This window comes from Streptomyces sp. TOM-9 (genome assembly GCF_056858595.1).
In genome coordinates, this window is record NZ_JBXEQB010000001.1 from 5,767,253 (window position 1) to 5,784,261 (window position 17,009).

The following is a 17,009-nucleotide window of genomic DNA, read 5'->3' on the forward strand; positions in this document are numbered from 1 at the left end:
GCACCGGCCCGCCGGCCCGTTCCGCCGGCGGGTCAGTACGTCACGGAGACGACCTCCATCTCCGTCGGCAGACCGCCGCTGCCCAGCTGGGCAGCGAGCCGGCCGGCGGAGCTGCGGGTGTAGTTGCCGGTGATGACGGCGGTGCCGCCGGTGATGGCCGAGTTGACCAGCGGCGCCGACAGCACCGCGCCGTCCAGCACCATCGCGCACTGGTTGGCCGGGCTCAGCTGCGTCGCCAGACGCGCGGTGAGGTCGGCGAACTTCCGTGCGCCGCTGCTGCCGAAGGTCATCCGGATCTGCCATCCGGCGGCGTTCCGCGTGTCGAGCACGGCCTCCGCGTCGCTGATCTCGGTGCCGCCCAGGGCGACGGGTCCGAGCAGGTACTTCGTCCACGTGCCGCTCTCGGCCCGTTCGGCGCAGGCCACGGCCCACCGTGCGTCGCCCTGCTGGTGGTCGACCCGCTGGGCGGGCGCCGAGCAGTCCAGAGCGGCGTACTCCGCGCCGCCGGGACCCGTCCCGGAGCCGGACGGGGGCGCGGGCGAGCCGGCGCCGGAGGCCTCCAGCAGCACCACCGGCCGGAAGACCAGGACCGCGGGCTTCCCCAGCGAGGCGATCTCCCGCTCGCTCCCTCCGCGCAGGGAGAGGGTGACCCGGCCCGCGCCGGCCTCCACGGTGACGTCCTCGTAGCCGAAGCCCTCGGCGCGCTTGCCCATGAGGTCGGCGATCTGCCGCAGCCGCGCCGCGTCCACGGGATCACGCGGGGCGAACACCGCCTTCGTACGGGGGCCGTCGGCGGACTTGCCCGCCCCCTCGCCGTCCCCCGGCAGGGAGCACGCCGCCGCGAGCGCCGCACAGCAGACCGCGAGCGCCGCCGTCGACCGCCCACGGCGCGGACGCTCACCCACCGGTGATCGCCCGTACGCTCTCGTGCACCGCCGTGACCAGCCCGGTCAGCGCGGTGGCGTCGCCGACGAGGGCCCGCAGCCGGGTCAGCCGTTCGCCCACCCGGCGGCCGTCCACCTCCTCCGCCGTGAGGTCGTCCGCCAGGGCGCCGGCCTCCTCCCCGGCGGCCTCGGCGCCCTCCAAGGCGTCCAGGCGGCGGCGGAGTTCGCCGATCGCGGCGAGCGCCGCGCGCAGCGCCTCGGCGTCCGTGCCGTCCTTGCGGGCGGACGCCCCGTGCCCGGCGGCCAGGGCCGAGTCGCTGACCCGGGCGTCGCCCGCGATCACGATGCCGTGGTTGACCTGCGGAGCCGGATCCTGCGGCGTCACTTCGCGCCCCCCTCACTGCCCGTCCCGGCCGCGGGCTGCCGGCCGCCGGTGGAGATCGCGGCGGCACCGGAGCCCGCCGCGATGCTGCCGCTCATGGAGCCGCCGGTCATCATGATCCCCTGGTTGAGGATGACGTTCCGATGCTGCGTCAGATCACCACGGTCCAGGCCGTGTTCGGCGAGAAACTCGGCGAGCGTGCCGAGGATCTGCAGCTCGATCTGCTTGCCGATCCGCGTGACGTCCACCTTCTGGAAGAAGTCGCGGTAGGTGTGCGAGGACGCCAGCTCGCGCAGGCTGATCCTGGCGCCGAAGTCATAGCGCCGGTCGTCCGTGATGGCCGTCCGCTGCGCCGCCAGGGCGCGCTCGCGCCGGGCCGGGGCGCGCAGCTCCGCATAGGCGTCGGGCAGCGCGGACATCAGCACCGAGCGGCTGAGCAGCAGCGCGTCCGCGAGTCCGGGCGCCGCCTCCTCGGCCTCCTCGGGACGGGAGACGGAGTCGGCGACCCGGTAGGCCTCCCGGACCGGGGTCAGCACCAGGGTGTTGGCCTGCAGGTACAGCGTCGCCCCGCTCACCGCGGTCTGGACGAAGACCGACAGCACCAGGTCCGTTCCCCAACTGCGCACCTGCGCGGCCAGGCAGTGCCGTACGGGGCCGTCGACGACGCCCCGGGCCGCCGCGATCCGCTCCGAGGAGAGCTGGTCGGCCGGCCTGCCCTCGGGCGGCCAGTGGCCCGCGGCGCCGGGCCAGAACACCGCCTCCCCGTACAGCGCGTTCTGCCGCAGTTCCGTGCCGTGGACGAAGACCTTCTCCGCGACCTCCAGGCCGGGGATCCGGTCCACCGGCGAGGCCGCGGCCGCGCGCAGGGCGTCGAGGTCGTCGGCCATCCGCCGGATCAGCCCGGCCGTGTCGAAGGGCACCGGCGGCGGCTCCTGCCCGGAGCCCGGCTCGTGGCCCTCGGGGGTCAGCCGCATCGCGAAGGACCATGAGGTGACCTCGTCGCCCGCACCCACGAAGGGCCGGTAGCCGCTGTAGACGACCAGGTTCGCGTCGCCGCCCACGGAGGACTGCGGCAGCCCCGCCGCGTCCGGGTCGCGGGGCGGATCCTCCGCGGGGGAGCGGAAGGCCTCACGGGTCAGCTGTTCACGGATGGCCTTCCACGCCGCGTTGCGCTGCTCCCAGGTGAACAGCCACGGGCAGCCGATCAGCAGCACCAGCGTCAGCAGGAAGGTCACCACCGGTCCGGCGCTCGGCCAGAACGGCACCAGCGCGCCGAGCCAGGAGGCCGCCAGCAGGACGGCGAGCTGCACCGCCAGGGCCCGCAGCACCGCCATGACGGCCGGGTCGCGCTGCCCCTCCCGGACCCGGCGCCGCCTCGGCAGCACCGAGCCCGCCTGCGTGCCGCCCCCGGGCAGGAAGGCGGTGGCGAACCAGTAGGCGAGGGTGGTCACCGGGGCGACCAGCAGCGAGAGGACGAAGGCGGCGCCGACGGCCAGATCCCGTTTGCGCAGGTCGCGCAAGGTCTGCTCGGCGTGGGCGCCGACCCGGTCGAGGTCGACGCCGTAGGAGGGCGCGCAGGCCCGGTACCGCTCGTGCCGCAGCTCGTGCACCACCCGGCGCGCGAAGCCCTCGTCCAGCCGCGCCCCCGCGCACATGTAGCGGGTGGACGCGCTCCAGTCCTCCTCGGCGCCGTACGGAGCCGCGGACGCCCCCTGCGGCGTCCGCGGCACGTGCCCGGGGCGGGGCGGCGGCACCGCGGCCGTGCCCCCGTCGCCCGCATCCCCACCGCCCGCGCCGTCCGTGCCGTACGCCTCCGTGTCCCCGGTGGCCCCCGTGCTCCCGGCGCCCGGGTATCGCGATGTCACACGCCCCACCCCTTTTCCCCTCGTCACACCAGTCTGGTGGCCGCCGGCGAGCTCCCGAAAGGCGCGGCAAGAGGGAAAACCGGCCGCGCCGGGGCGTGTTGAAGTGCGGGGGCGCGCAAGGGCGCGCGGGTCGGCGGCCGGTGTCGTTCCACTCTCCGCAAGATCCACTTCACCGAGCGGTCACCCGTACCCGGTTGTCTTCATCCATGGCAACGGCACCGAGGTCCGCGCCGCGCATCGCGGTCCTCGCGGACAGCGCGCTCGACGGCGACTCCCGGGCGCACCGTGTGGCGGCGGCCGCCGCCGCCGCGGGGTACGAGGTCACGCTCATCGGCCGCGCCCCGGAAGGGCCGCGCCCCTCCGGACGCGGTGCCGGCACCGTGCCCGGGGGAGTGCGGCTCATCCGCGTCACCGTCGCCGAGACGCTCCACCGGCGTCGGCTGCAGCGCCCCCGTCCGGGCCTGCGGCACGCCCTCGCCTACCGCAGCTCCGAGTCGCACGCCTACCGCAACGCGCTGCTCGCCGCCCACACGGCCCTGCTGGCCTCCCGCGGGGCCGAGCTGGACGTGATCCACCGCCCTTTACCGGTGAAGGCCGCCGCCCGGCTGGCCCACGTGGGCGGCAGGTTCCGGCACGTGCTGCGCCGCGCCTGGACGGCGCTGCGCTCGGCGCAGTACCGCGCCGCCGTCCGCCGCCGCGCCACCCCCGGCGGACCCCTGGAAGGCGCCGCCGCCACCGCGACCCGGCTGCTGCTCGGCAAGCGCTGCTGGCGCCGGCTCGACCCGCTCCTGCTCGACCTGGAGATCGCCTACGGCCCGGTCCTCGACGAACTGCGCCCCCACCTCGTGCACGCCCTGGGCCACCGGACCCTGGGCACCGCCGTGCGGGCCGCGATGCGCGCCGAGGGCACCGGCCACCGGGTGGAGGTGGTCTGGGACACCACCGCCAAGACCGAGCCCACCCGCCGTGCCGCCGTCGCCCGCGACGCCCACGAGCGCAGCTACGTGCCGCTGACGGACGGCGTCGTCACCGTCGCCGACACCTACGCCGACCGCCTCCGCGAACGCCACGGGCTGCCCGCCCGCCCCGCGGTGGCCCGCAACACCCCGCCGCACGAGCCGCTGCCCTCCCCGCCGCCGCCCGGCGTCCGCGACCGCTGCCACCTCGCCCCGGAGGTCCCGCTGCTGGTCCACAGCGGCTCCGCCGGCCCCGCCTGCGGCCTGCTCACGGTCGTCGACGCGCTGCCCAAGCTGTACGACCTGCACGCCGCGCTGGTCGTCCCCGACCTCGACGACCCGTGGATCCGCACCCTCACCGGCCGCGCCGCCGAGCTGGGCGTGGCCCGCCGGCTGCACGTGCTGCCCTACGTGCCGCCCGCGGAGATCCCGCGCTTCCTGTCCTCGGCCGACATCGGGGTGCTCCCGGTGCACCGCCTCCCCGACCGGCAGGTCGCGCTCCCGGCCCGCTACTTCGAGTACGCGCACGCCCGGCTGCCCGTGGTGGTCAGCGACGTCCGCGTGCTGGCCCGGCCGACCCTGGAGATCGGCAACGGCGAGGTCTTCCGCTCGGGGGACACCGCCGACTTCGTCCGTGCCGTCGGCGCCGTGCTGACCAACCCGCGCCGCTACCGCAAGGCCTACGAGCGTGCGGACGTGCTGCGCGAGTGGTCCTGGCAGAAGCAGTCCGAGCCGCTCATCGACCTCTACGCGCGGCTCCTGGGCCCGCGCCGCCCCTCCCCCGAGCCGTCCGGATCCGGGGTTCCCGCCGCCTTCGCCTGAGCCGCCCGGGGCCGGTCACAGGCCGTCGCCTCGCGGCGGGCCGTCCGCGTCGGCCGGATCCGTGTGCGGCTCGGCCGCCCTCGGACAGGTACCGGGCCGTCGTGGTGATCAGCGCCGTCCGCGTATCCCGGCCGACGCGGGAGGACGCTCCTGGGCCCGCGCCGCCCCTGCCCCGAGCCGTCCGGATCCGGGGTTCCCGCCGCCTTCGCCTGGGCCGCCCGGGGCCGGTCACAGGGCGTTGCCTCGCGGCGGGGCGATCGTTGGGCCACTATGGAGTGGCTAGGGATAAACCAGGTTCATACCCCTGTACAGCGCGGGGTACGCGCCGGACGGGGGAGTTTTTCTTCCTCGCGCGGCATGAATTTACGGCGATGTAGCGATCAGGAGCACAGATGCGGTCTAGCCTGTCGGAGGTGAACGACTCAGCCTCCGAACCCTCCGAAAACCCCGTGCCAGTGGCGCCCACAGTTCCCGCCGCACCCGAAGGTGCGCTGTTGGGCGTCGTGCCCGAGCGGCTCAGGGCCGAACTCGTGGCGTTCCGGCGGGACCTGCACATGAACCCCGAGCTGGGCCGGCAGGAGTTCCGTACCACCGCCGCGGTGAAGGCCCGCCTGGAGCAGGCCGGCCTCAAGCCCCGTGTGATGCCCGGCGGCACCGGCCTGCTGTGCGACATCGGCGCCACCGACCCGGAGCATCCGCGGCTGGCGCTGCGCGCGGACCTCGACGCGCTCCCGATCCCGGACACCAAGCGTGTGGAGTACCGCTCCACCGTCCCCGGCCGGGCGCACGCCTGCGGCCACGACGTGCACACCACGGTGGTGCTCGGCGCGGGCCTGGTACTGGCGGAGCTGGAGCGCGAGGGCAAGCTGAGGCGTCCGGTACGGCTGGTGTTCCAGCCGGCCGAGGAGGTCATGCCGGGCGGTGCGCTGGACGCCATCAAGGCGGACGCGCTGGATGGCGTGGGCCGGATCCTGGCCCTGCACTGCGACCCGAAGGTCGAGGTCGGGCGGATCGGGCTGCGCCAGGGATCGATCACCTCCGCGGTGGACCGGCTGGAGCTCTCCCTGGACGGCGCGGGCGGCCACACGGCCCGCCCCCACCTGACCACCGACCTGGTGATGGCCACCGCCAAGATGGCCACCGAGCTGCCGGCCGTGCTGGCCCGCCGGATCGACCCCCGTTCCGGGATGAGCATCGTGTGGGGCCGCATCGAGGCCGGTCACGCGGCCAACGTCATCCCGCAGCACGCCGAGCTGGAGGGCACGGTCCGCTGCCTGGACCTGAACGCCTGGCACGAGGCCCCCGACCTGGTCCACGAGGTGATCGACCAGGTGGCCGCCATGTACCGGGCGAAGTGGGAGCTGACGTACCACCGCGGGGTGCCGCCGGTGGTCAACGAGGCGGACTCGACCGAGCTGCTGCGCGACGCCATGACGGCCCGCTACGGCGCGCACACCGTCGAGGACACGGAGCAGAGCCTGGGCGGCGAGGACTTCTCCTGGTACCTGGAGAAGGTTCCGGGTGCGCTGGCGAGGTTGGGCGTACGGCCCGTTGGGGACACGTCAAAGCGTGATCTGCATCAAGGTGACTTCGACGTCGACGAGGGCGCGATCAAGGTCGGCGTGGAGCTGTTCACCTCCGCTGCGCTGCTGGCATGACGGTGGGTGACCCGGTCGACACGGCCGGGTCACCTGGCCGAAATGCGACGATCCGATAACGGGCGGCCAACCCCCCTTTACCTGACATCTACGCGCGTTAAGCTCCGGTTAAGCCAGCGCCGGACGGGGCGCTCAGAGTTGAAGGGGTACCCTCTTGCGCCGGGTAACCAAGATCGCCGCCGCGGGTATAGCCTCCGCGGCTCTCGCGCTCACCGCGACCGCTTGCGGCAGCAGCTCCAAGGACAGCGACGGTGACAGCAGCAGCAGCGGCAAGCTGAAGGTCGGCGTCGCCTACGACGTGGGTGGCCGTGGTGACCACTCGTTCAACGACTCCGCCGCCCAGGGCCTGGACAAGGCGAAGGAGGACTTCGGCGTCGACGTCAAGGAGCTGACCGCCAAGACCTCCGACACCGAGGCCGACCGCGAGCAGCGCCTGGAGGACCTGGCCGACGCGGGTTACAACCCGGTCATCGGTGTCGGCTTCGCCTACGGCGAGTCCATCACGGCCGCGGCCAAGAAGTACCCCAAGACGACCTTCGCGATCGTCGACTCGGTCGTCGACGCCAAGAACGTCGACAGCATCGTCTTCACCGAGGAGCAGAGCTCCTACCTCGCCGGTGTCGCCGCCGCCCTGAAGACCAAGGACAACAAGGTCGGCTTCATCGGTGGCGTGGACATCCCGCTGATCAACAAGTTCGAGGCCGGCTTCCGCCAGGGCGTCGAGGAGACCAACCCGAAGGTCAAGGTCACCACCCAGTACCTGACCAGCGGCTCGGACCTCTCCGGCTTCTCCGACCCCGCCAAGGGCAAGGCCGCCGCGCAGGGCATGCTGGACAACGGCATCGACGTGATCTACGCGGCCGCGGGCTCCTCCGGCAACGGCGCCATCGAGGCTGTCGCCGGCAAGTCCGGCGCCTGGGCGATCGGTGTCGACTCCGACCAGCACGAGCAGCCGGGTCTGGCCAAGTACAAGGACTCGATCCTGACCTCCGCGCTGAAGAACGTGAACGTCGCGGTCTACGAGGTCGTCGAGTCGGTCAAGAGCGGCTCCCCGCTGACCGGCACCCACGCCTACGACCTGGCCAAGGACGGTGTCGGCCTGTCCACCAGCGGTGGCTTCATCGACGACATCAAGTCCCAGCTGGACGAGGCCAAGAAGAAGATCGTGAACGGCGACATCAAGGTCAAGACGACCGTCAAGTGACGCCCGGTCTCTCGTGAGCGCCGGTCGCGAGGCTCGGGAGGGGACAGCCCAGGCTCCCCCCTTCCCGGGCCTCGCGCCTGTGTTCAGCCGGGTGTCGCGCACGCGGTCTCCGTTGTGACTCTTCCCCTTATGGATCTGGCAACGCTACGCGCGTAGAGGCCCCTCCTCGCGATACGTTCGCCACACCCCGCCCGCCCCGCTCTTTTCCGCGAGGAGAGTGCGCCATCAACGCGTCCAGCCCCCCCAGCCAGAATGCCGTGGAGCTCCGCGGCATCACCAAGCGATTCCCAGGTGTCGTGGCCAACCACGACATCGACATCACGGTTCGCCGTGGCACGGTGCACGCCCTCGTGGGCGAGAACGGCGCCGGCAAGTCGACCCTGATGAAGATCCTCTACGGCATGCAGAAGCCGGACGAGGGCACGATCACCATCGACGGCGAGCGGGTCACCTTCCACGACCCGGGCGACGCCATCGTCCGCGGCATCGGCATGGTGCACCAGCACTTCATGCTCGCCGACAACCTCACCGTCCTCGAGAACGTCGTCCTCGGCAGCGAGAAGCTGTACGGCATCGGCGGCAAGGCCCGGGCCAAGATCAAGGAGATCTCCGACGCCTACGGTCTCGGGGTGCGCCCGGACGTCCTGGTGGAGGACCTCGGTGTCGCCGACCGTCAGCGCGTCGAGATCCTGAAGGTCCTCTTCCGCGGCGCCCGTACGCTGATCCTCGACGAGCCGACCGCGGTCCTCGTCCCGCAGGAGGTCGACGCGCTCTTCGACAACCTGCGCGAGCTCAAGGCCGAGGGCCTGACCGTCATCTTCATCTCCCACAAGCTGGGCGAGGTGCTCTCCGTCGCCGACGAGATCACGGTCATCCGCCGGGGCACCACGGTCGGCTCCGCCGACCCGCGGACCACGACCCCGAAGCAGCTCGCGGAGCTGATGGTCGGCAGCGAGCTGCCGTCCCCCGAGACCCGGGAGTCCACGGTCACCGACGTCCCGATGCTGACCATCGACGGTCTCCACCTGTCGGAGACCGACCTGGAGGGCATCGAGCGGATCGTCCTGGACCAGATCTCCTTCACCATCCACAAGGGCGAGGTCCTCGGCATCGCGGGTGTCGAGGGCAACGGCCAGGCGGAGCTCGTCGAGGCGATCATGGGCATCCTGCCGCCCGACGCGGGCCGGATCGGCCTCGACGGCGACGAGATCACCCACCGCCCGACGCGCAAGCGCCGCGAGGGCGGCATCGGCTACATCCCCGAGGACCGGCACCGGCACGGCCTGCTGCTGGAGGCCCCGCTCTGGGAGAACCGCATCCTGGGCCACGTCACCGAGCGCCCCAACAGCAAGGGCGGCTTCCTCGACCCGGCCGCGGCCCGCCGCGACACCGAGCGGATCGTGCGCGAGTACGACGTCCGCACCCCCGGCATCGAGGTGACCGCCGCGTCCCTGTCCGGCGGCAACCAGCAGAAGCTGATCGTCGGCCGCGAGATGAGCCACCGGCCCAAGCTGCTGATCGCCGCGCACCCCACCCGCGGTGTGGACGTCGGCGCCCAGGCGCAGATCTGGGACCAGATCCGCGAGGCCCGGCGCGAGGGCCTGGCCGTCCTGCTGATCTCCGCCGACCTGGACGAGCTGATCGGCCTGTCCGACACCCTGCGCGTCATGTACCGCGGCCGTCTGGTCGCCGACGCCGACCCCGCCACCATCACCCCGGAGGAGCTGGGTTCCGCGATGACCGGCGCGGCCGCCGGCCATCTGGAGCACGAGGACGGCGACGCCGGCCACGGGGGAGAGGAACGATGAAGAAGATCGACAAGGAGCGGGTGCTCCTCGCCGTCGCCGCCCCCGTGCTGGCGCTCGTGGCCGCGTTCGTGATCACGGCGCTGGTGCTGCTCGCCACGGGCAAGGAGCCGTTCGGCGCCTTCGGGACGATGTTCGACTACGGCTTCAAGAGCGACAGCCAGGTCGAGATCATCAACAAGGCGACCACGTACTACATCGCGGGCATCGCGGTGGCCGTCGGCTTCCGCATGAACCTGTTCAACATCGGTGTCGAGGGCCAGTACCGCCTGGGCGCCTTCTTCGCCGCGGCCGTCGGCGGCGCCGTGACGCTGCCGGGCTTCCTGCAGGTCCCGCTGATCATCGTGGTCGCCATGATCGTCGGCGCGATGTGGGCCGGTATCGCGGGCCTGCTGAAGACCTCGCGCGGGGTCAGCGAGGTCATCGCGACCATCATGCTGAACTCGATCGCCACCTACATCGTCGGCTACCTGCTCAAGGACGGCCGGCTCGGCCACCTGGACAAGGCGCAGACCTCGGTGTCGACCACGCCGCTGCCCTCCTCCGGCCACCTGTTCAACTTCGACATGGGCGAGGACATCGGCCAGATCTACGGCTTCGTCGTGCTCGCCGTGGTCATCGGCATCGGCTACTGGTTCGTGCTGGGCCGTACCCGCTTCGGCTTCGACCTGCGCAGCGTCGGCATGTCCGAGAGCGCGGCCACCGCGAGCGGCGTCAGCGTCAAGCGCATGGTGATCACCAGCATGCTGATCTCCGGCGGTCTGGCCGGTCTCACCGGCATGCCGCTGCTGCTGAACGACGCCCACGCCTACGGCTCCGACCTCTTCCCGGCCGGCATCGGCTTCACGGGCATCTCGGTGGCCCTGCTGGGCCGCAACAACCCGGTCGGCGTCGCGCTGGCCGCGCTGCTGTGGGGCTTCCTGGAGCGTGGCTCGGGCCGCCTGGAGTTCGACGGCTACGACAAGGAGATCGTCGGCGTCATGCAGGGCGTCATCGTCCTGAGCGTCGTCATCGCCTACGAGGTCGTCCGGCGTTACGGCCTCAAGCGCCAGCAGCAGAAGGTCGGCGAGGAACTCGCCGCCCAGGCCCGCACCAAGAAGGAGGTGACGGCGTGACCGCCACGATGACCCAGACCCCGCCGCCCGCGGCTCCCAAGGCCGCAGGGGCCAAGGGCCGCAAGGGCCGCCTCTCCTTCCCGATGATCCTGCTGATCATCGCCGCCGCGCTCGCGCTGGTGTCGGTGGTGCGGATCATCACCGGTCAGGACCAGCTCACCGCCCAGGGCCAGATCACCGCGGCGCTCGGCCTCGCCGTGCCGATCGGCCTGGCCGGTCTGGCCGGTCTGTGGTCCGAGCGCTCGGGCGTGGTCAACATCGGCCTCGAGGGCATGATGATCCTCGGCACCTTCTTCGGTGCCTGGGCCGGCTGGCAGACCAACCCGTGGCTGGGCGTCCTCGCCGGTGTCGTCGGCGGTGCGGTCGGCGGTCTGATCCACGCGGTCGCCACCGTCACCTTCGGCGTCGACCACATCATCTCGGGTGTGGCCATCAACATCCTGGCGCTCGGTGCCACCCAGTACCTCGCCAAGCTGTGGTTCTCCACCGGCGACGCGGCCACCAAGGGCGGCAACCCCAAGCAGTCCCCACCGGTCGACGCCCTGCCGTCGTTCGACATCCCCGGGCTGTCCGACGGGCTGGCGAGCATCGAGAAGCACGGCTGGTTCTTCGTCTCCGACCTCGCCGGCGTGCTCGGCGGCCTGGTCACCGACGTCTCCGCGCTGACGGTCGTCGCGGTGCTGCTCTTCGTCGGCAGCTTCTTCCTGCTGTGGCGCAGCCCGTTCGGTCTGCGGCTGCGGTCCTGCGGTGAGAACCCGGTCGCGGCCGAGTCGCTCGGCGTCAACGTGTACCTGTACAAGTACGTCGCCGTGATCACCTCCGGCGGTCTCGCCGGCCTCGGCGGCGCCTTCCTGGCGATGGTCCCCGCGCACATCTACCTCGAGGGCCAGACCGGCGGCCGCGGCTACATCGGCCTCGCCGCGATGATCTTCGGCAACTGGCGCGTCGGCGGCCTCGCCACCGGCGCCGGACTGTTCGGCTACTCCGACGCGCTCCAGCTGCGCAACGGCGGCCCGACGGTGCACGCGCTGCTGCTGCTCCTGGTGGTCCTGCTGGTGCTGCTGGCGGCCTGGAAGCTGTGGAAGCGCAGCTTCTGGCAGGGCGGCGTCAGCCTGGTCGTCGGCGCGGTGGTGCTGGGCTGGTACCTGTTCACCGACGAGGTGCCCGGCGAGTTCGTGGGAGCGACCCCGTACGTCGTCACCCTGCTGGTGCTCTCCCTGTCGGCACAACGTCTGCGGATGCCCAAGGCTGACGGTATGAGGTACCGGAAGGGTCAGGGCAAGTGAGCGACACCGCGGGCCCGGTCGGCGTCGACGACGTCGACTGGGAAGGCCTGCGGACGCAGGCCCGGGACGCCATGTCCCGGGCCTACGTCCCCTACTCGCACTTCCCCGTCGGCGCGGCCGCACTGGTGGACGACGGGCGGGTCATCTCGGCGTGCAACGTGGAGAACGCCAGCTACGGCCTCGGCCTGTGCGCCGAGTGCGGGCTGGTGTCGACCCTGCACGCCACCGGGGGCGGCCGGCTCGTCGCCTTCACCTGCGTCGACCGCAAGGGCGACCAGCTGATGCCGTGCGGCCGCTGCCGTCAGCTGCTGTGGGAGCACGGCGGCCCCGGACTGCTGGTGGAGATGTCCGACGGCATCCGCACGATGCGCGACGTCCTCCCCGACGCGTTCGGCCCGGACGACCTGACCAACCGCTAAGAAGGTACGTGAACCATGGACGCCATTTCCGTCATCCGCACCAAGCGCGACGGCGGCCGCCTCGGCGACGACCAGATCGACTGGGTCATCGACGCCTACACCAAGGGTGAGGTCGCCGACGAGCAGATGTCCGCGCTCGCGATGGCGATCCTGCTCAACGGCATGGACCGGTCGGAGATCGCGCGCTGGACGGCAGCGATGATCGCCAGCGGCGAGCGCATGGACTTCTCCTCGCTGCCCCGCCCGACCGCGGACAAGCACTCCACCGGTGGCGTCGGCGACAAGATCACGCTGCCGCTCGCACCCCTGGTCGCGGCCTGCGGCGCGGCCGTCCCCCAGCTGTCCGGCCGCGGCCTCGGCCACACCGGCGGCACCCTGGACAAGCTGGAGTCCATCCCGGGCTGGCGGGCGCTGCTGTCCAACGAGGAGATGCTGCGGGTCCTGGGCGACACCGGCGCCGTCATCTGCGCCGCGGGCGACGGCCTCGCCCCGGCCGACAAGAAGCTGTACGCGCTGCGCGACGTCACCGGCACCGTCGAGGCGATCCCGCTGATCGCCTCGTCGATCATGTCCAAGAAGATCGCCGAGGGGACGGGCTCGCTCGTCCTGGACGTCAAGGTCGGCTCCGGCGCCTTCATGAAGAACCTGGAGCAGGCCCGCGAGCTGGCCTCCACGATGGTGGGGCTGGGCACCGACCACGGCGTGAGGACCGTGGCGCTGCTCACCGACATGTCCACCCCGCTCGGCCTGACCGCGGGCAACGCGCTGGAGGTCCGCGAGTCCGTCGAGGTGCTGGCGGGCGGGGGCCCGGCCGACGTGGTCGAGCTGACCGTCGCCCTGGCGCGCGAGATGCTCGACGCTGCGGGGCTGAAGGACGCCGACCCCGCCAAGGCGCTCGCCGACGGCTCCGCCATGGACGTGTGGCGCCGCATGGTCGCCGCGCAGGGCGGCGACCCGGACGCGGCGCTGCCCGTCGCGCGCGAGCAGCACGTCGTCACGGCCGAGCGGTCCGGTGTCCTCACCGGCCTGGACGCCTACGCCGTGGGTGTCGCCGCCTGGCGCCTCGGCGCCGGCCGGGCGCGCAAGGAGGACCCGGTGCAGGCCGGCGCGGGCGTCGAGCTGCACGCCAAGCCGGGCGCCACGGTCACGCAGGGCCAGCCGCTGCTGACCCTGCACACCGACACCCCGGAGAAGTTCGACTACGCGCTGGCGGCCCTCGCCGGCGGCGTCGAGATCTCCCCGGCGGGCACCGCGTTCACGCCGGCCCCGATCGTGCTGGACCGCATCGCCTGAGCGGGGCCGCCCCGCGACACGGAACGGGACCGGTGGACTTCCACCGGTCCCGTTCTTCGTCGTACGGCCGTCAGGCCGTGCGTCCCGCAGGGACGGCGAGCCGCCGGTCCGCGACCGCGCGCCGGGTCGCGTGCACGGTGATCCCCGCGACGCCCAGGACGGCGGCCAGGCACAGGGCGACGGTGCCGCCCCAGCCGGCGGTGTGGAAGGCGGAGGCGCCCAGGGTGCCGCCGAGGCTGTTGCCGACGTAGTACGCGGTCAGGTAGAGCGCGGAGGCCTGGGCGCGGCCGGTGGTGGCGGTGCGGCTGACCGCGCCGGAGGCGATGGAGTGGCCGGTGAAGAAGCCGGCCGTGATGAGGACCAGTCCGGTCAGCACGGCGGCGAGGGAGCCCGCGAGGGTGAGCAGCAGCCCGCCCGCGGCCAGCACCACGGCGACGTACAGGGCGCCGCGCCGCCCGAGGCGGGCGTGCAGGACGCCGGAGGCCGCGGAGGCGCCGGTGCCGACCAGGTAGACCAGGAAGATGAGGCCGATCGCGGTCTGCGACAGGCCGAAGGGCTCGGCGGCGAGCCGGTAGCCCAGCACGTTGTAGACGGCGCCGAAGACCGCCATGAAGAGCAGCCCGATCAGGTACAGCCGGCGCAGCAGCGGGGTGCGCAGGTGGCCGGTCACCGTGCGCCGGAGGGCGGCGGGACTGACCGGGCCGGGACGGAAGTTGCGGGCGGTGGGGATCAGCAGCCGGAAGGCGACGGCGCACAGCACCGCCATGGCGCCGGCGGCGAACAGTGCGGCGCGCCAGCCGAAGGCCTGCGCCACGGCGCCGGTGAGGACCCGGGAGCTCATGCCGCCGATGCTGTTGCCCGCGACGTAGAGGCCGATCGCGGAGGCGACCGCCTTGGGGTGGATCTCCTCGCCGAGGTACGCCATCGCGGTCGCCGGGAGCCCGGCGAGGGCCACGCCCTGCACGGCGCGCAGGACGACCAGGGTGGTGAGGTCCGGCGCGAAGGGGATGACCAGGGCCAGCGCCGAGGCGCTGAAGACCGACGCCGTCATCACGGCCGTGCGGCCGTACTTCTCGCTCAGCGCGCTCACCGGCAGCAGGGCCAGCGCCAGGGCGGCGGTGGTGGCCGAGACGGTGAGGCTGGCCTGGGCGGGACTGAGGGACAGCCCCGTGGAGAGCGCCGGCAGCAGGGCCTGCGTGGAGTACAGGAGGGCGAAGGTGGCGAGTCCCGCGGCGAAAAGGGCCAGGATGGCGCGTCGGTAGCCGGGTTCACCCGGTCGCAGTGTGGCGGCTGAGGGGGCGGAGGCGGCGGCGCCCGGCCGTGTCACGGTGGACGCCCCTGTATCGGCGGGAGACATGCCTTCACGCTAGGCCGGGCCGGTTTCATGCGTCCAATGCACGGAGTGGCGATAATCGTTCCCATGGCGCATGAAGCGAGGTCAGCCCGGTCGCTGTCACCGTCCCGTGACGCAACAGACATGCGGGCGGAGCTGGACAGCGCCTCCTGGGCGGCGGTGCTGGCCCCCCGGCTCGCCCAGTTCGCCGCGGTGGCGCGGCACGAGCACGTCACCCGCGCGGCGCGCGAGCTGGGGGTGCCCCAGTCCACGCTCAGCCGGGCCATGGTCCGGCTCGAACTCGACCTGGGCGTCACGCTCTTCGCGCGCCAGGGCCGTACGGTCTCGCTCACGCCCGCGGGCCGCGGCTTCCTCGCCTCGGTGGAGCGGGCGCTGGGCGAGGTGGAGCGCTCGGCCGAGTCCGTACGCGCCGACGCCGACCCGCAGTCGGGACGGGTCGCCTTCGGCTTCCTCCACACGCTCGGTCCGGAGACCGTACCGGCCCTGCTGCGGGCCTTCCGCGCCGACCATCCGCGGATCCGCTTCCAGCTCGTGCAGAACTACGGCGAGGCGATGCTCGCCGGGCTGCGCGCGGGCGATCTGGACCTCTGCCTGACCTCACCGGTGCCGGACGCGCCCGACCTGGTCGTCCGGCGCCTCGACGAGCAGCGGCTGCGGCTGGTCGTCCCCGCCGACCACCGGCTCGCATCCCGCCGCAGGGTGCGCCTGGCGGAGGCGTCGGGGGAGCTGTTCGTGAGCCTGGAAGCCGGTTACGGGCTGCGGCGCATCACCGACGCCCTCTGCGCGGAGGCGGGCTTCACCCCGCGGGTGGCCTTTGAGGGGGAGGAGGCCGAGACCCTGCGCGGTCTGGTCGCGGCCGGACTCGGGGTGGCCCTGCTGCCGCCGCCGCTCGTCCCGCGTCCCGGAGTCGTGGAGCTGACCGTCACCGCCCCGCGCGCGGTCCGGGAGATCGGCGTGGCCTGGCTCGGCGGCCACTCCGACACGGCACCCGTCGCCGCCTTCAAGAAGTTCCTGCTCGGCAGGCGCGGTCAGCTCCTCCCCGGCTGACGGCGCCGGCCGGCCCGGAACGCGGATGCGCCCGGAGCCGCCGGTCCCGGAGGATGCGGGGCATGACCCGTGCGACCGACGCGGCCCTGCCGCCCCCGCATGTCCTGGAGGCCTTCGGGCTCTCCGGCCGGCCCGAGCCGCTCGCAGGGGGGCAGGGACACAGCGTCCGGGTGGCGGGCGCGGTGCTGAAGCCGGGCGCCGACGCAGGGCAGACCGCCTGGGCCGCGGGACTGATGGAGCGTCTGCAGGGGCGCCGGGACTTCCGGGTACCGCGATTCCTGCGCTCCGTGGGTGGTGGTCACGTCGTCGAAGGATGGGCGGCGACCGAGTTCCTGGCGGGAGAGCCCGGCCCCGCCGGCAGATGGGACGCCCTGCTGGCCGCGGGCAGGGCCCTCCACGAGGCGCTGCGCGATGTGCCGCGCCCCGACCACCTGGACGCGCACCGGCATCCGTGGGCGGTGGCCGACTGCCTCGCCTGGGGCGAGTCGACAGCGCAGGCGCCGGCGGAGATCCGGCGGCTGGTCACCAGGCTGGAACGGCTCCGCGAACCGGTCGGCGCGCGGGCCCAGCTCATCCACGGCGACCTGACGGGGAACGTCCTGTTCGCGGTCGGCCGGGCCCCCGCGGTCATCGACTTCTCGCCCTACTGGCGGCCCGTCGCGTACGCGGACGCGATCGTGGTGGTCGACGGCCTGCTCCACCACCGCGCCGGGCACCACCTGGTGGACTCGGCGGTCCCCGGTGCGCAGGGCGCGCAGATGCTCCTGCGCGCCCTGCTCTTCCGCCTGGGTGCGTCGGCCGTGCCAGCCGGTTCCGGTGGCGCCCTGCCCGAGGACGAGATGGCCGGGTTCACCCGGGTGGCCGACCTCGTCGAACGCAGGGTCCGCGGGCAGGGGTGACCCCGGTGGTCGGCGCCCCG

At 73.0% G+C, this 17,009-nt stretch carries 14 protein-coding genes; 10 read left to right on the plus strand and 4 right to left on the minus strand.

Annotated elements, in window-relative coordinates:
- Window positions 1-32: 32 nt before the first annotated feature.
- Genes AC1VWI_RS27050 through AC1VWI_RS27060 form a run of 3 tightly spaced genes read right to left on the minus strand, consistent with a single transcriptional unit; the run spans window position 33 to window position 3,131 of the window.
- Window positions 33-905 (minus strand): SecDF P1 head subdomain-containing protein, encoded by an 873-nt coding sequence (locus tag AC1VWI_RS27050; RefSeq protein ID WP_499513598.1) that lies wholly within the window; start codon window positions 903-905, stop codon window positions 33-35.
- On the minus strand, window positions 898-1,269 hold the full coding sequence (locus AC1VWI_RS27055; protein ID WP_499513599.1) for a hypothetical protein: 372 nt from the start codon (window positions 1,267-1,269) through the stop codon (window positions 898-900). The genes AC1VWI_RS27050 and AC1VWI_RS27055 overlap by 8 nt, the downstream gene beginning before the upstream one ends.
- The gene (locus tag AC1VWI_RS27060) at window positions 1,266-3,131 is read right to left on the minus strand and encodes an AbeC-like domain-containing protein (protein WP_499513600.1); all 1,866 of its coding nucleotides are present in this window, start codon (window positions 3,129-3,131) and stop codon (window positions 1,266-1,268) included. The genes AC1VWI_RS27055 and AC1VWI_RS27060 overlap by 4 nt, the downstream gene beginning before the upstream one ends.
- Window positions 3,132-3,337: 206 nt before the next feature.
- Between AC1VWI_RS27060 and AC1VWI_RS27065 the strand changes: the two genes are divergently transcribed.
- The 8 genes from AC1VWI_RS27065 (at window position 3,338) to AC1VWI_RS27100 (ending at window position 13,689) form a co-directional block, all read left to right on the plus strand.
- Window positions 3,338-4,909, plus strand: a complete 1,572-nt coding sequence (locus AC1VWI_RS27065; RefSeq protein WP_499513601.1) for a glycosyltransferase — start codon at window positions 3,338-3,340, stop codon at window positions 4,907-4,909.
- Window positions 4,910-5,364: 455 nt separating this feature from the next.
- On the plus strand, window positions 5,365-6,567 hold the full coding sequence (locus AC1VWI_RS27070; protein WP_499513602.1) for an amidohydrolase: 1,203 nt from the start codon (window positions 5,365-5,367) through the stop codon (window positions 6,565-6,567).
- A 154-nt stretch (window positions 6,568-6,721) separates the two neighbouring features.
- Window positions 6,722-7,771, plus strand: coding sequence for a BMP family lipoprotein (locus AC1VWI_RS27075; RefSeq protein WP_499513603.1), 1,050 nt, complete (start codon window positions 6,722-6,724; stop codon window positions 7,769-7,771).
- A gap of 257 nt (window positions 7,772-8,028) precedes the next feature.
- On the plus strand, window positions 8,029-9,579 hold the full coding sequence (locus AC1VWI_RS27080; protein ID WP_499513604.1) for an ABC transporter ATP-binding protein: 1,551 nt from the start codon (window positions 8,029-8,031) through the stop codon (window positions 9,577-9,579).
- Window positions 9,576-10,691: an ABC transporter permease gene (locus tag AC1VWI_RS27085; RefSeq protein WP_499513605.1), complete on the plus strand. Its 1,116-nt coding sequence runs from the start codon at window positions 9,576-9,578 to the stop codon at window positions 10,689-10,691. Before AC1VWI_RS27080 ends, AC1VWI_RS27085 begins: the two co-directional genes overlap by 4 nt.
- Entirely contained in the window at window positions 10,688-11,977 is a 1,290-nt protein-coding gene (locus tag AC1VWI_RS27090) for an ABC transporter permease (protein WP_499513606.1), read from the plus strand. Before AC1VWI_RS27085 ends, AC1VWI_RS27090 begins: the two co-directional genes overlap by 4 nt.
- Window positions 11,974-12,396 (plus strand): cytidine deaminase, encoded by a 423-nt coding sequence (locus AC1VWI_RS27095; protein ID WP_499513607.1) that lies wholly within the window; start codon window positions 11,974-11,976, stop codon window positions 12,394-12,396. Before AC1VWI_RS27090 ends, AC1VWI_RS27095 begins: the two co-directional genes overlap by 4 nt.
- Window positions 12,397-12,411: 15 nt before the next feature.
- Window positions 12,412-13,689, plus strand: a complete 1,278-nt coding sequence (locus AC1VWI_RS27100; protein ID WP_499513608.1) for a thymidine phosphorylase — start codon at window positions 12,412-12,414, stop codon at window positions 13,687-13,689.
- Between the two features lie 70 nt (window positions 13,690-13,759).
- Here the strand turns inward: AC1VWI_RS27100 and AC1VWI_RS27105 are convergent, their stop codons facing one another.
- On the minus strand, window positions 13,760-15,046 hold the full coding sequence (locus tag AC1VWI_RS27105) for an MFS transporter (RefSeq protein ID WP_499513609.1): 1,287 nt from the start codon (window positions 15,044-15,046) through the stop codon (window positions 13,760-13,762).
- Window positions 15,047-15,109: 63 nt separating this feature from the next.
- Here AC1VWI_RS27105 and AC1VWI_RS27110 point away from each other — a divergent pair, with 63 nt between their 5' ends.
- Entirely contained in the window at window positions 15,110-16,090 is a 981-nt protein-coding gene (locus AC1VWI_RS27110; RefSeq protein ID WP_499513610.1) for a LysR family transcriptional regulator, read from the plus strand.
- A 62-nt stretch (window positions 16,091-16,152) separates the two neighbouring features.
- Window positions 16,153-16,989 carry an aminoglycoside phosphotransferase gene (locus AC1VWI_RS27115; protein WP_499513611.1) on the plus strand — a complete coding sequence of 279 codons (837 nt, stop codon included), beginning with the start codon at window positions 16,153-16,155 and terminating at the stop codon, window positions 16,987-16,989.
- Window positions 16,990-17,009 lie beyond the last annotated feature (20 nt).